The organism is Streptomyces sp. NPDC049040, assembly GCF_043197715.1.
Classification (GTDB): domain Bacteria; phylum Actinomycetota; class Actinomycetes; order Streptomycetales; family Streptomycetaceae; genus Actinacidiphila.
Genome location: NZ_JBICTO010000010.1, coordinates 80183 through 94773, shown reverse-complemented (window position 1 = coordinate 94773; position 14591 = coordinate 80183). Strand labels below are relative to the sequence as shown.

Sequence of the window (14591 nt, the reverse complement as noted above, 5' to 3'; positions counted from 1 at the left end):
GGAATCGAAATGTCCGCACTGTCCCGCAGAAAATTCCTGGGCGCCGCCGCCACCGTCACCGGTGCGGCCGCCGTGGGTGCCGCCACACCGGGTACCGCCGCCGCGACCCCCGGGCACGGCCACGACCACGACCACGGTCACGGCCACAAGCACGGCGACATCCGCGACATCAAGCACGTCGTCGTGATCATGCAGGAGAACCGCAGCTTCGACCACTACTTCGGTTCCCTCAAGGGAGTTCGCGGATTCGGCGACCGTGCGACCATCCAGCTGCCCGGCGGGAAGTCGGTCTGGGAGCAGCCGAAGACGCTGACGGAGGGCGCGGAGACGCAGTTCCCCTGGCGGCTGAGCGGCGCGAAGTCCTGGAGCGGCGACACCCCGCCGAGCGCCGAACTGGGCGCGGCCAACTACGGCGGCACCAGCCACGGATGGACCGACCAGCACGGCGCCTGGTACGGCGGCCTCATGAACGGCTGGTACTACGCGAAGGGCGGCCCCACCACCCTGGGCTACCTCGACCGCAAGGACCTCCCCTTCCACTACGCCCTCGCCGACGCCTACACGGTGGGCGACGCGTACCACTGCTCGGTGCTCAGCGCGACCGGCCCCAACCGCACGTATCTGTGGGGCGGCACGATCAACGCCGACAAGAAGCACGGGACGTTCACGGCCAACGACGGCGGCGACGAGCGCGGCAAGTTCCTGCCCTGGGAGTCCTACGCCGAGACCCTCCAGAAGGCGGGCACCAGCTGGCGCGTCTACCAGTGCGAGGACGACTACGGCGACAACGGCCTCGAGTACTTCAACACCTTCGCGAAGCTCGACCCCACCCAGGGCGGCCAGGCCGCCCCGGGCAACGTCTACTACGACAACGGTGTGAAGAACGTCCCCGAGCCGGCCACCGGGCTCGCGGGCAACGCCGACAACATCAACGCCGCGATCCGCGCCGACGTGCTCAACGGCACGCTGCCCGAGGTCAGCTGGGTCGTCAACAACCAGTTCTTCTCCGAGCACCCGGTCACCGCCCCGAGCAACGGCGCCTACTTCCTGCGCGGCGTACTCGAAGCACTCAACGCCGACCCTGACGTCTTCGACTCGACCCTGGTGATCGTCAACTACGACGAGAACGACGGCCAGTTCGACCATGTCTCGCCGCCGGTCCCGGCGCCGGGCGAGGCAGACGAGTTCGTCTCCGGCACCATGAGCCAGTACGGGGTCACAGAGCCGCTTCCCGTCGGCCTCGGCTTCCGCGTGCCGCTGCTCCTCATCTCGCCCTGGACCCGCGGCGGTTGGGTGACCTCCGAGGTCTCCGACCACACCTCGGTCATCCAGTTCATCGAGAAGTGGACCACCGCGCTCGGCAAGCCCGCCGTCTCCCCCAACATCAGCAAGTGGCGCCGCAAGGTCTCCGGTGACCTCACCGGCGCCTTCGACTTCACCTCGCCGGTCTACGGGATGCCCCACCTGCCCGACACCGGGGACCTGATCCCCGAGACCCGCTACACCCCGCTGCCCGGCGACAACACGATGCCCGTCCAGGAGAAGGGCACGAAGCGGGCGCGCGCGCTGCCGTACCAGCCCAACGCCCAGCTGACCGGCTTCGCTCACGGCACGGCGGTGCTGGAGTTCAGCAACGAGGCGCCGTTCGCCACCAAGGCGAGCCACTTCTCCGTCCACAACAACCTGGGCGGCATCCCGACGCTCGCCGAATACCCCGCCAAGTTTCCCGGCCAGTACACCGTCGGCGCCAGGGACACGGCCACCGGCGTGGGCCCGGTGGGGTCCGCGGAGGGCGACACCGCCTACGACCTGACCGTCACGGGACCGAACCGGTTCCTGCGCCGCTTCATCGGCGACACCGCCACCGCGGGCAAGGACCTCGTCGTCGAGGCGAGCTATTACGACGGCAAGTCGACCGCGCACCCGAAGCTGAAGCTGTCACTGCGCAACGGCGGCCACAAGCCGGTGACCTTCACCGTCAGGCACAACCACTACATCTCGCACGCTCCGCAGCGGCTGCGGGTCGACGTGCACGGCAAGGAGACGTGGGTCGTCGACGCGGTCGGCATCAGCGACGGCTGGTACGACGTGACCGTCACGGCCGACGGCGACCACGCCTGGTCGCAGCGGTTCACCGGCCACCTGGAGACCGGCAAGGCCAGCATCACCGGCTGACCGGGCTCCGCACGGCGAACGGCCCTCCACGCCGCCCCGAGCGCGCGTACGCCCCGGCTCCGGGGCGGCGGGGAGGGCCGACCCCGCAAACGGCGGGCGGCCGCAGCCACGGTCCCCGACCGTCGCGCTACGCCAGGGCGGCCCGGCCGGAGCCTCGCGACAGCACGGGCATGTCCCGCCATCCGGCCGGGTCCGAGACACGCGCGGGCGCACCCGCGCACACCACGTACTCGTGCGGCGCGGCAGCGGTGCGCACCCCGGGCAGCGCGGCCACGCACCGCGCGTGCAGACCGCCGGGATCGGCCGCCGACCGCCCCCCGTCGAGGTACGCGACGAGGCGGGGGCCGTCCGCGGACGGTTCGGCGAACACAGCGGCCTGCCGTGACCCCGAGGCGCGGCGCACCAGGTCCGCGACGCTCGGCACATGCACCCAGCCCGCGTCCGACAGGACCCACTCGCCGCCCCGCGCGTCCTGGCGCAGGCCGGTGGACTCCGCGATCTCCGCCACCCCCACGTCCCGTGTGACCGACGCGCACAGCGCCCGCTCGACCGTACGCAGCCAGTCGACCGCTTCGCCGGCGGGCAGCAGGGCGGTGTCGACGATCGTCGTCAGGGTGAGCCTTCTCGGCCTGCTGTCGGCGAAGACGAAGTAGGTACTGGTGCTGTTGTCGGTCCCTTCGAGCCACCGCCACCGGGTCCGCGCCGCCGCCTGGGCCAGTTCGGCTTCGGTCGGCGGCGGCTGCGCGGCCGGGACAGCGGATTCGGTGGACGTCCGGTAGTTCAGCCAGCACGACAGGTCGAAGGCGACACCCCGCAGGGACTCGATCCTGCGGCGCCCCGCGGCCAGTTCGGCCGGCGGATAGATCCCGAACCGGCCGGCCTGGAATACCGCGGGAGCCGAGCGGCCGATGATGTCCGCGACCGAAGCGTCCGTCAAGTCCACCCAGGCCGGGACGTCCTGCGTGAACATCCCCACGGCGCCGTGCAGTCTCGCCTTGTTCCGGTTGCCGACGGTCAACTGCAGGAAGGCACCCGGCAGTCCGGCGACGAACCCGGAGACCGCGGCGACACCGGCGAACACGACCGTGGCCGCACTGGTGTTGTGCCGGGCCGCGAGTACGGGCAGCGCCATCGCAAGAGCGGGCGAGTGGAATTCCAGATACCGGTACCGGGGCGACTCGGGCTCGGCCACCGGTCGCGGCAGCATCGTCTGCGGCATCACGGAGAAGGTCCGTTCATGGTGCGCCACGGCACGCTCGCCGCTGCGCACTCCGGCCGGCGAACGCTCCCACTCCGCCTCGCTCGCCATCCGGTACGCGGTGGCCGGCGCGGGTCCCTGCCCCGGCTGCGGCGGCAGTACCTCCCGCAGATGGTCCCGCATCCACGCGGCACCCGCGAAGTCGACCACCAGATGGCACAGCGCGAACACCAGGTACCGGGGCGCGCCAGCCACGCTGACGACGGCGCAACGGACCGGCCACTCCCGGCAGATGTCGAAAGGCCGTGATGCCAGCGCCGCCAGCGTCTGCGAGGCGACCGTCTCGGCCGCCTCCGCGGGGCAGTCGAATACCGGCACGTCCAGGTGCCCGGTGGCGGACACCCGCTGCGCGGGCCCCTCGGGGGGAGCCACGTAGCGCGTGCGCAGGGCCTCGTGCGTACGCACCAGATCAGCCAGCGCGTCGAGCACCTCGTCCTCCGCCAGGCCGGGCCGCACCTTCGTGTAGAACCGCAGGTTCAGCGGATCGGTCTGCGGGTGCAGCTCGTCGAAGAGCATCAGCATGTGCTGCTGGGCCCAGGTCACCGGGCCGGTCGTGGCGGCGGGTGAGGCCGTGCCACCGAAGTCGATCCTGCGGAGACGGGGACCGGTCGCTCCTGGGGTGTCATCGGCCGTCATACGCCCGTGCCTTCCTGGTCGCCTGGTCGCCCGGTCGCCCGGTCGAGCAGAGCGCCGGACGGGAGCGCTCCCAGTACGACGGGGCGCCACAGCTCCGGTTCGGGAGCCGGTGCCGACTCGGAAGAGGACCCGGGGGCAGCGCGCATGACATCGCTTTGAGGCATGTGGTCTAGACCAATATCGGTGAGGGGGCGCCAGTCTGGCACTCGGTCCCGCGGCGCGTCAATGCTCCGCGACACCGGCGGTCGAGGCCGTCCGCCGACCCGGAGCACGGCGAGCCCTCACCGCCAGCGCCACCGCCGTCGGCGGTCCGCGGGCCGGCCAACCGCAGCGGCCGGGCATTCGACCCTTGACCCACGAACCCGAGGCTGCTGGTATTAGCGCCCGAATGCGGGAGCGCTCCCATCCCGCACGAGGGAAAGTCGGCCGCGTCATCCATCCGGGCGCCCGGAGTCCTCCCCGCCCGTACCGCCCGCTCCCGACCCCTCCCACCCCACGTGATCCCCGGAGAAGACGAGTGAAGACCGGACCGCTTACCTTCGGCCAGCAGCGGCTGTGGTTTCTGCACGCCTTCGATCCGGACGACCCGTCCAACAACCTCGCCTATGCCTACCGGTTGCGCGGCGAGCCGGATCTCCCCGCCCTGGAGGCGGCTTTCACGGCGGTCGTGGAGCGGCATGACGCTCTCCGCACCCGGTTCGCCGAATCGGACGGCGAGCCGCGAGCGGTGGTCGAGGACCCGTCCCCTGTCGTGATCGAGGTGGTCGAGGCCGCCTCCGTCGAGGAAGCCGAGCGGATCGTCGCCGACCGGACGAACACGCGGTTCGATCTCGCTGCCAGGCCGCCGTTCGGCGTCACGATGGTGCGGCTGGCCCCGGACGACCACGTGCTGTGCGTGGTCCTCCACCACATCATCGGCGACGGCTGGTCGTTCAACGTCATGCAGGAGGAGGTCGGCGCCCACTACGCGGGCCGGGAGTTGCCGCCCCGCGCACTCCAGTACAGCGAGCTGGCAGCGGCTGAGGAGGTGCCCGCCGGTCTCGACTGGTGGGTCGAACGACTCGCCGGGGCAAGCGACTTGGAGCTGCCGACCGACCGGCCGCGGCCCGCCGAGCGCACGTCGGCGGGCGGCCAGACCGAGATCGCGCTCCCCGTCGAGCTGGTCTCGGCCCTGCACGACCTGGCCAAGCGGTCGCGCTGCACCCTGTACATGGTGCTGCTGTCCGCCTACCAGGTGCTGCTGTCCCGGCACAGCGGCCAGCGGGACTTCTGCGTCGGCACCCCGGCGGCGGGCCGCTCGCGTGCCGAACTGGAGCGGGTGGTCGGATTCCTTTCGACCACCATGGTGCTGCGCTGCGACCTGTCGGGGGACCCGTCCTTCTCCGACCTGCTGCGCGCCACCCGCCGCAACGTCATCTCCGCCCTGGCCCGCTCCGACGTGCCTTTCGAGCACCTGGTCGGCGCCCTCGGCGTCGAACGCGACCTGAGCAGGACACCCCTCTACCAGGCGATGTTCGCCCTCCACACCCATGGAGACGTCGCAGAGCCGCTGCCCGGCCTCCAAGCCGAGCCCTTCCCGCTGGGCTGGCACTCCGCCCGCTGCGACCTGTCACTCGACGTGCGCGAGCAGCCCGACGGCTCGCTGCTGGCCTACCTGATCCACAGCACCGACCTGTTCGACCACGACACGGCCGCCCGGATGGGCGAACGCTACCTGCGGTTGCTCACCTCGATCCTGGCCGGCCCCGAACAGCCGGTCGGTGCCCTGGAGTTGCTGCCGCCGGCGGAGCGCGCCCTGCTGGATTCCTGGAACGGCCCGGCTGCGGAGGTGCCCGACCTCACGCTGGTCGACCTGGTCATCGCCAGTGCCGAGGCCGATCCGGACGCGATCGCGGTCGTCGCCGGCACCGCCGTCCTCACCTACCGGCAACTCCTCGGCGCGGCGGCGGCGTTGGCGGAGGAGTTGCGGGGCCGGGGGATCGGGCGTGGTTCGCTGGTGGCGGTGCGGGTCTCGCGGCGGGCGCAGATGGTGGTGGCGTTGCTGGGTGTGGCGATGTCGGGGGCGGCGTATGTGCCGGTCGACCCGGACTACCCGCAGGCGCGGATCGCGTATGTGGTCCGGGACTGCGGGGCGGCGCTGGTCCTCACCGACGCCGATCTGGACCGTGTCCTGGGTGCGGGGCCTGGGCCGCTTCCGGCTTCCCGGCCGGAGCCCGGTGACACCGCTTATGTCCTCTACACCTCCGGATCGACCGGGAACCCCAAAGGCGTGGTGGTCCCCCACCGGGCGCTGACGAATTTCCTGCTCGCGATGCGCGCCCTGGTCGGCAGCACCGCGCAGGACCGGTGGCTGGCCCTGACCTCGCTGTCCTTCGACATCAGCGCCCTGGAGCTCTACCTGCCGCTGGTCACCGGCGGGCGGGTGGTCATCGCGGAGCCCGCCACCGCCCGCGACGGCGCGACCCTGGCCGGGCTGATCAGGTCCGAGGGCGTCACCCACGTCCAGGCCACCCCCTCGGGCTGGCGGGTCCTGCTCACCGGGGACTTCCCGCCGGTGGCGGGGCTGACCGGCGGCGAGCCGCTGCCGCTGCGGCTCGCACACGAACTGCGGCCCAGAACGAGCCGGCTGATCAACGTCTACGGACCCACCGAGACCACCATCTGGTCCACCGCATGGGACGTCCCCGAGCACCCGCGGCACATCACCATCGGCACCCCGATCGCCAACACCACGATCCACGTGGTCGATCCGCACGGCGCCCCGGTCCCCATCGGCGTGCCCGGCGAACTCCTCATCGGCGGCGCCGGAGTCGCCGACGGCTACCTCCACCGCCCCGAGCTCACCGCGCAACGCTTCACCCGCCACGACGGGCACCGCGTCTACCGCACCGGCGACGTCGTGCGCCGGCTGCCCGACGGCACCCTCGAATTCTTCGGCCGCACCGACGACCAGGTCAAACTCCTCGGCCACCGCATCGAGTTGGGCGAGATCGCCGCCGCACTGGAAACCAGCCCCGCAGTACGGCAAGCCGTCGCCGCCGTCAGAGACGAAAACCTCCTGGCCTTCTACGTCCCCGAACCCACCACCGACACCGGCACCGCGCAACCCGACACCCTCCGCGACCACGTCGCCCGCCTCCTGCCCGGCTACATGGTCCCCGCCCACTACATCCGCCTCGACGCCCTCCCCCTCACACCCAACGGCAAAATCGACCGCAAAGCCCTCCCCCACCCCGGCCACGAACACCGCACCACAGGCAGCCGGCCCCCGCAGACCGAAGCGGAAAAACTCGTCGCGGACGTCTTCGCCGAAGTACTCGACGCCAAGGACATCCACGCCGACGACGACTTCTTCGCCCTCGGCGGCCACTCCCTGCGCGCAGCCATGCTCACCGCACGCCTCACCGCACGCACCGGCGCGCGGATCGCGGTCAGCGACGTCTTCCGGCACCCGTCCGTGGAGCAGCTGGCGCTGCTGGTGGACTCCGCGGCAAACGGCGACACGGTATCCGCTCCCGTGCCGCGCCCCGCGGGAACACCGGCCCCGCTCTCGTCGGCGCAGGAGCGCCTGTGGTTCATGCACCGCCTCGACCCGCAGGACGCCTCGTACAACATGTGGATGGCCAAGCGGTTCAGGGGCGCCCTTGACGAGGCCGCGCTGCGACGCGCGCTCGACGCGGTGACCGCACGGCACGAGATCCTGCGCACCCGCTTCCCCGAGATCGACGGAGCCGCCGTCGCGGTCGTCGAACCGCCGGGGCCTGTCCCGGTGGAGTCGCTGACCGCGGCAGACGAGGCGGCTGCCCTCGCCCTGGTGTCCGCCCGCACCAACAGCCCTCTCGACCTCGGAACCGCGCCGCCGCTGCGAGCCTCCCTCATCCGCATGGCGGAGGACGACCACGTCCTGTGCCTGGTGATGCACCACATCCTGGGCGACGGCTGGTCGCTCAACCTGCTCCATGACGAGCTGGCGGCGCTCTACTCCGGCCACGAACTCCCGCCGCTGCCGGTGCAGTTCGGCGACATCGCGATCTGGCAGCGCGCACAGGACACCAGCGGGACGCTCGCCTACTGGCAGCAGCGGCTCGCGGACCCCACCCCGCTGGCCCTGCCGCAGGACCGCCCGCGCGGCCCGGTGCCCAAGCGCAGCGGCGCCAGGACGGAGATCCGCCTGGGCGAGGCGGAGACCGCCGCGCTCACCAGGCTCGGCCGTGAGCGCCGCAGCACCGTGTTCATGGTGCTGCTCGCCGCCTACCAGGCGATGCTGGCCCGTCACACAGGACACGGTGACATCCTGGTCGGCACGGTGACAGCCGGCCGCGACCGGCTGGAGCTGGAACCCGCCATCGGCTACCTCACCGATGTCCTGGTGCTCCGCGCCGACTTGTCCGCGGACCCGACGGTCTCGGAGCTTCTCGAACGCACCCGGGACGACGTTCTCGACGCCTTCAGCCACCAGGGCATCCCCTTCGAGGAGTTGGTCAGCAGGCTGGGGGTGGTGCGCGACCCGGCGCGCACCCCGCTCTTCCAGACCATGGCGATCCTGCACACCCAGGGCGCCGACCACGACGAGAGCGACTTCCGCGGACTGCGTACGACCGAGTTCGACGGCGGCTTCGAGCAGGCCAAGTTCGACCTGATGCTGGAGGCCTGGCACGACGGTCCCGAACTGCTGCTCTCGCTCGTCTACGACGCCGAGGTGTTCGACGCGCGGACCATGGACCGCCTCACCGAGCGCTTCACCCGGCTGCTGCGGGCCTTCCCCGGCAGCGCGGGCACCCCGGTGTCGGCCGTGCCTCTGCTCACCGCCGACGACGCCGCCGTACTCGAAGGCCCGGCACTGCCCGAGGCGCCTGGTGTCCTCGAACTCTTCGCCCGCGCGGTACGCGAGCACCCCGACCGCGTCGCGGTCGCCTGCGGGGACCAGCACCTCACGTATGCCCGACTCGACGCTCGCGCAGCCGAGATGGCGGCCGGGCTGCCGCAGGGCGCAGTCGTCGGCATCCGGCTGGGGCGCTCCCCCGACGCGGTCGCCGCCATGCTCGCCGCCTGGCGGGCAGGCTGCGCCTACCTGCCGCTCGACCCCGACTACCCCGAGCAACGGCTGGCGCACATGGCCGAGGCCGGCGGCGCCCGCGTCGTCATCACTGCGGACGGGCCGCAACCGCTGCCGGGCACCGTCGCCACGGACGCCGCCTACTGCATCTTCACGTCCGGCTCCACCGGGCTTCCCAAGGGAGTCCTGGTCGGCCACCCTGCCCTGGCCGCGCGCGTGGCCTGGATGCGCGAGGCGTACGAGCTGCGGCCCGAGGACCGGGTGGTCCAGTTCGCTGCGCTGAGCTTCGACACGCACATCGAGGAGATCTTCCCCGCACTCTGCTCGGGGGCGCGGATCGACCTGCTGCCCGAGGGGGCGGTCACGCTGCCCGAGCACCTCGACGGCGTCACCGTGCTCGACCTGCCGACCGCCTACTGGCACCACCTCGTCGAGGTGATCGACGACATCCCGTGGCCCGACACCCTGCGCCTGGTCATCCTCGGCGGCGAGCAGGTGCACGAGGTCGCCGTGGCCCGCTGGCGTGAGCGCTTCGGCGACCGGATCCGGCTGGTGAACACCTACGGCCCCACCGAGGCCACCGTCATCTGCACCGCGGACGACCTCACCGCCGAGCCCGGCACCGGGCGGCCGCCGATCGGCAGGCCCATCGGCGGCACCCGGATCGTCCTGCGCGGCCCGCACGGCGAACCCGTGCCACCCGGCACTCCCGGCGAACTGTGCATCGGCGGCGAAGGACTCGCCGACGGCTACCTCGGGCGACCCGACCTGACCGCCGAGCGCTTCGTCCTGATCGACGGGCAGCGGTACTACCGCAGCGGCGACCGCGCCCGGCTGCGGCCCGACGGGCGGCTGGAATTCCTCGGCCGCCTCGACGACCAGGTCAAGCTGCGCGGCTTCCGCATCGAACCGGGCGAGATCGAGGCCCATCTCGGCGGCCGCGGTGCGGTGGCCGTGCACGGCGAGACCCTGGTCTGCTACACCGTCGGGGACAGCGGGACGCTCCCGGCGGAGCTCCGCGCCGTCCTCCCGCCGCATCTGCTGCCCTCCGCCTGGGTGGAGGTGGACGCGCTGCCGCTGACCCCGAGCGGCAAGCTGGACCGCGCGGCGCTGCCCGCACCCGCGGTGACCCGGGATTCCGTCGCACCGCGGACCGACGCGGAGACGCTGGTCGCGGACATCTATGCCGAGGTCCTCGGGACACCCGGCGTCGGCGCGCTGGACGACTTCTTCGCCCTCGGCGGCCACTCGCTGCTCGCCGTCAAGGTCATCGCGCGGCTGCGCGCCGCCACCGAGGTGGACCTGCCGATCAGGACCCTCTTCGACCAGGGCAGCGTGGAGGGTGTGGCACAGGCGCTCGAGGACCGTCTGTTCGCCGAGATCGACCAGCTCTCCGAGGAGGAGGCAGCCCGGCTGCTCGCGGACGGGCCCGGCCCCGGCGGGTCGGGCGGACCGGCGCACACACCTGCGCGCGCATCGTCGTAGGCCCGTGCTGGACGGCTCCGGAACGGCCCACCGGCCCACCTGTCCCACCGGCCGCACGGCCACCGCCCCACCGGCCGCACGGCCGCAGCACCGCAGCACCGCAGCACCGCAGCACCGCAGCACCGCAGCACCGCAGCAGGGAAGGACGTACATGACCAGGGACGCCACCAGCGAGCGGCCCGCTCCGCTCGCCACCGAGACCCGGACGGGGAGATGACCCTCGCGTTCACCGCGCCGGACGCCGGCACCGGGCCGCTCACCTGGGGCCAGGCGGCGATCTGGGACGCCATCGAGCGGACCCGCCCCGACGACCGCTACTTCAACTTCGGGCGGGTCCTGAAGATCCCGGGGGAACGGACGCCAGAGGAGGTCGCCGCCGCGCTGGCGGGTCTGCTCGCCACCCATGGCGCGCTGCGCACCCGGCTCGACCTCTCCGGTCCGCGGCCGACCCAGCGGCTGGCGGCCGGCGGGGAGCTGCCCCTGCTGCTCTCCACCGCGGCGCCGGAGGAGCTGGTCGCGGAACTCACCGCCGAGCCCTTCGACTACGAGGCCGAATGGCCGCTGCGGGTGGCACTTGTGACCGACGGGCGGCGGGTCAGCCATGTGGTGCTCGCCTTCTGCCATCTGGCGGCCGACGGGTTCGGCGCCGAGGTGGCCGTCCGCGACCTGCGGATGCTGCTGCTGCGTGGGGCGGAGCGCCTGGCCGAGCGGCCGCCCGCGCCACGGCCGCTTGACCTCGCCCACTGGCAGGCGGGCCCCGAGGGCCGCCGGATCGCCGAGCGTGCGGCGCGGCTGTGGGAGCGGGTACCGCGGGAGGTGATGTTCGACGGGGCGGCCGGGGCGGCGGACCGGCCCCGCGTCTGGCGTGCGCAGCTGGACTCCCCTGCGATGGACCTCGCGGTACGGGCCGTCGCCGCCCGGTACCGCACCTCCACCTCCACGGTGCTGCTGTCCGCGACGGCTGCCCTGGTCGGCCGGGCGACCGGACGGGAGCGGTGTGCGGTGCTGCCCATCGTCAGCAACCGCTTCCGCCGCGACATGGCGGAAATCGTCGGGATGGTCTCCCAGGAGGGTGTCTTCGCCGTCGACGGGGTGGACCGTCCCTTCGGCACGCTGCTGCGGGCCGCCGACTCCGCGACGTTGCGGGCCTATCGCAGCGCCTTCCACGACCCGTCCGACCGGGTGAACGGCGACTGGGTGCAGCCGCTCTGCTGCTTCAACGACCAGCGGCTGGCCAGGCCGGGCCCTGCTCCCTGCCCGCCCGAGGAGATCCGGGCGGCGCTGCCGGCCACCACGCTGCGCTGGCCGCTCAGCCAGGACCGGCTCAACTGCCGCTTCTGCGTGCACGTCAGCGGCAATCTGCAGATCTCCGTCACCGCCGACACGGCCTATCTGCCGCGAGCCGCGATGGAGCGCTTCCTGTACGACCTGGAGTCCGTGCTGGTCGCCGAGGCCGGTGCGTGACGAGGACGGGTGCGCCGCTGCCGGTGCGGGCGGGCCCTCCACGCCCGCCCCGGCCGTCGCAGGCGACCCGGACGCGGTGCGCAGGGCGCCGGAGACAGATCGTCCGGGCCGCCGCCCCCCGGCTTCCCGTACCGGGGCACCGCCGGCGACTGCCCTGATCCGTCAGGTGCGTGTGGCGGTTCCGCACCCCGCCTCGCCGGACTCCCGCATGCGCTGGTCCATTGTCGTGGTCCGGTCGTACGGGTCGACCTCGGGTCCGCTCCCCGAGCCCCGGGTCGCGCGGTCGCTGGTGAACCCGGGGGTGAAGTAGCCCGTGTAGCCGCCGCAACCGCCGTTGGCGGAGTCCACCTTGTAGGAGACAAAGGAGAACGTCCCCGGCTCGGTGATCACCTTCGCCGGGTCGTCCCAGCTCATCACCGTCTCGCGGCGCGCGATGGTGCGCGCCACCTCGTGGCTGCCGGAGGCCGCGCGGACGAGCGGGTAGACGTAGGTGACGTCGCTGGTCACCTCGAGGGCGCCGCGCTTGCCCTCGCGGAAGGTGATCTGTCCCCGCGTCTTGACCACGCCCCCCGCCAGCCGCACCTCGGACTGCGCGAAGCGGCTGAACATCAGCAGCGGGTCGTCGTCCTTGCTCGGTTTGCTGAAGGCTGCCGCCAGGTAGTCCTGGACATCGCGCTGGTGCGGATTGATCAAAGCGATCGCCTTCGTCGGCCGTCCCCCGCGCAGCACATCGGGATCCAGACTGGACGCCGCGAGGAAGCTCAGGGTCCTGTCGAGCGCCTGCGCGACCTGCTTCTCGGTCATCCAACCTGTCGCCTGTGGCGCGGGCATGCTGATCCCGGCCGTCCCGTCGCGCCACTGCTCCGCAGGCGACCCTCTGAACGGCTGCTCCAGGGTCGGCAATCGGAGGGTGGGCACCGCGAGGGGCGACGCGCTAGAACCGTCCGCGTCCTCGTCCCCGAACCATCCGACGACCCGCCCCGGATTCAGCGCCACGACCAGCAGTCCGACCGCCAGCAGCAGTCCGACCGCGTACCACGCCTTGCTCCGTGCGCGCCTGGGCGGCCGACCGGTCCGCCATCCCTCGGGGGGTCCGGTCTCCTCCCGCAGCCGCCGGCCGACCATCCGGGCCCGCGCCGACGGCTCCTCGGGCGCTCCCTGCGACCCGGCCGCGGCGTCCCGCAGGAAGCGCTCCCACTCCTCGTCCGGTATGGACGTCCCGTCCTTGCCTGCCACGTTCTCCCACCCCATCCGTCCCGCGACCGGCACTCCCCTCGGCCGTTCGCGATCACCATCCCATCACGTGGTCGGACCGCACCGGCGAGGATCCCGGCCGCCGGGCGTGAACTGTGGCTGTGCGGGCCCCTACTGGGGCACCGTCGAGTCCCGGATGACCAGGCTGCAGGGCATGCGGTGCACTCCCGAGGCCGCTCTGCCGCCGATGGCGGCGAACAGGTATTGCGCGGCCGTTCTGCCCAGGACTTCCAGGTTCATGTCGATCGTGGTCAGCGGGGGTCTGGTCTCTGCGGACAAGACCTCCCAGTTGTCGTATCCGACGACCGCGATGTCGTCGGGAACGCGTCGGCCCCGCTCGCGGACGGCTTCGACGAATCCGGCGGCGATCTGATCGCTCCCGCAGACCACCGCGTCGATCCCGGGGTCGGCGGTGAGCGCGATCTCCGCCGCCTGCCGGCCCCAGCGCTGCGACCAGGCGCCGAAGAGGACCTGGCCGCCGGACAGGGTGCGTCCCGCCTCCTCCAGCGCCTGCAGGGTGCCGGCCGCCCTGTCCTGGGCGGCCCGGTAGTGGGGTGGTCCCGCGACGTGCGCGATCCGCTGCCGGCCGGCGGTCACCAGGTGCTGTACGGCGATGCGGGCGCCCTCGACGTCGTCGGGCACGAAGGAGACGTCCTGGGGGTCCTCGGAGGGCGCGTAGGCGTAGACGACGGGCACCGGCAGGTCGCGGCTGATCGACGGCCGCGGATCGGTGCTCTGGCCGACCACGATGATCCCGTCGACCCGGCGGGCCAGCAGCGTGCGGATGTAGTGCTGCTCGCGGATGGCGTCGCCGCGTGCATCGCAGAGCAGGACGGCCATCTCCCCCGTACCGAAGGCGCCTTCCGCGCCGAGCAGTACGGGGATGCCGAAGCGGCCGACGCTGTCGCTGGTGAGGAGTCCGACCGTGCGGGTCTGGCCGGATATCAGGCTCTGCGCGAGCGCGTTCGGCTGGTAGGAGAGTTCCTCGGCCGCCCGGAGCACGCGCTGCAGGGTCTCGGCGCGGACCTGGCTGCGGCCGTTGAGCGCCTTGGAGGCGGTGGCGATCGACACCCCCGCGCGCGTGGCCACATCGGTGATCGTGGTCGCACGCCGCCGCTGAGAACCCATGGTCAAGAAAGCCTTTTCTTCCGCAGGGAGCCCACCGTCAGCTCCATAGTGCCCGGGCATGGCCTCGCAGGCATCCCCTTCCGGTCAACCGGCCCCGCGCGCGGCGGGCTTCCCCTTGACAGCCCTGGGGCCCAC

6 protein-coding genes are annotated in these 14591 nt (G+C 72.4%); 3 read left to right on the top strand and 3 right to left on the bottom strand.

Translation table 11 applies throughout. The features are described from left to right. The first annotated feature begins 9 nt into the window (after positions 1–9). Positions 10–2175 carry a phosphocholine-specific phospholipase C gene (locus ACGFMP_RS24185; RefSeq protein WP_393675056.1) on the top strand — a complete coding sequence of 722 codons (2166 nt, stop codon included), beginning with the start codon at positions 10–12 and terminating at the stop codon, positions 2173–2175. A gap of 127 nt (positions 2176–2302) precedes the next feature. Here the strand turns inward: ACGFMP_RS24185 and ACGFMP_RS24180 are convergent, their stop codons facing one another. Next, positions 2303–4069, bottom strand: a complete 1767-nt coding sequence (locus ACGFMP_RS24180; RefSeq protein ID WP_393675055.1) for a condensation domain-containing protein — start codon at positions 4067–4069, stop codon at positions 2303–2305. Positions 4070–4586: 517 nt separating this feature from the next. Between ACGFMP_RS24180 and ACGFMP_RS24175 the strand changes: the two genes are divergently transcribed. Next, on the top strand, positions 4587–10610 hold the full coding sequence (locus ACGFMP_RS24175) for an amino acid adenylation domain-containing protein (RefSeq protein ID WP_393675054.1): 6024 nt from the start codon (positions 4587–4589) through the stop codon (positions 10608–10610). 213 nt (positions 10611–10823) lie between these two features. Next, positions 10824–12074 carry a condensation domain-containing protein gene (locus ACGFMP_RS24170; RefSeq protein ID WP_393675053.1) on the top strand — a complete coding sequence of 417 codons (1251 nt, stop codon included), beginning with the start codon at positions 10824–10826 and terminating at the stop codon, positions 12072–12074. Between the two features lie 162 nt (positions 12075–12236). Here the strand turns inward: ACGFMP_RS24170 and ACGFMP_RS24165 are convergent, their stop codons facing one another. Further along, on the bottom strand, positions 12237–13325 hold the full coding sequence (locus ACGFMP_RS24165; protein ID WP_393675052.1) for a hypothetical protein: 1089 nt from the start codon (positions 13323–13325) through the stop codon (positions 12237–12239). Positions 13326–13439: 114 nt separating this feature from the next. After that, on the bottom strand, positions 13440–14456 hold the full coding sequence (locus ACGFMP_RS24160; RefSeq protein WP_393675051.1) for a LacI family DNA-binding transcriptional regulator: 1017 nt from the start codon (positions 14454–14456) through the stop codon (positions 13440–13442). Positions 14457–14591: the final 135 nt, after the last annotated feature.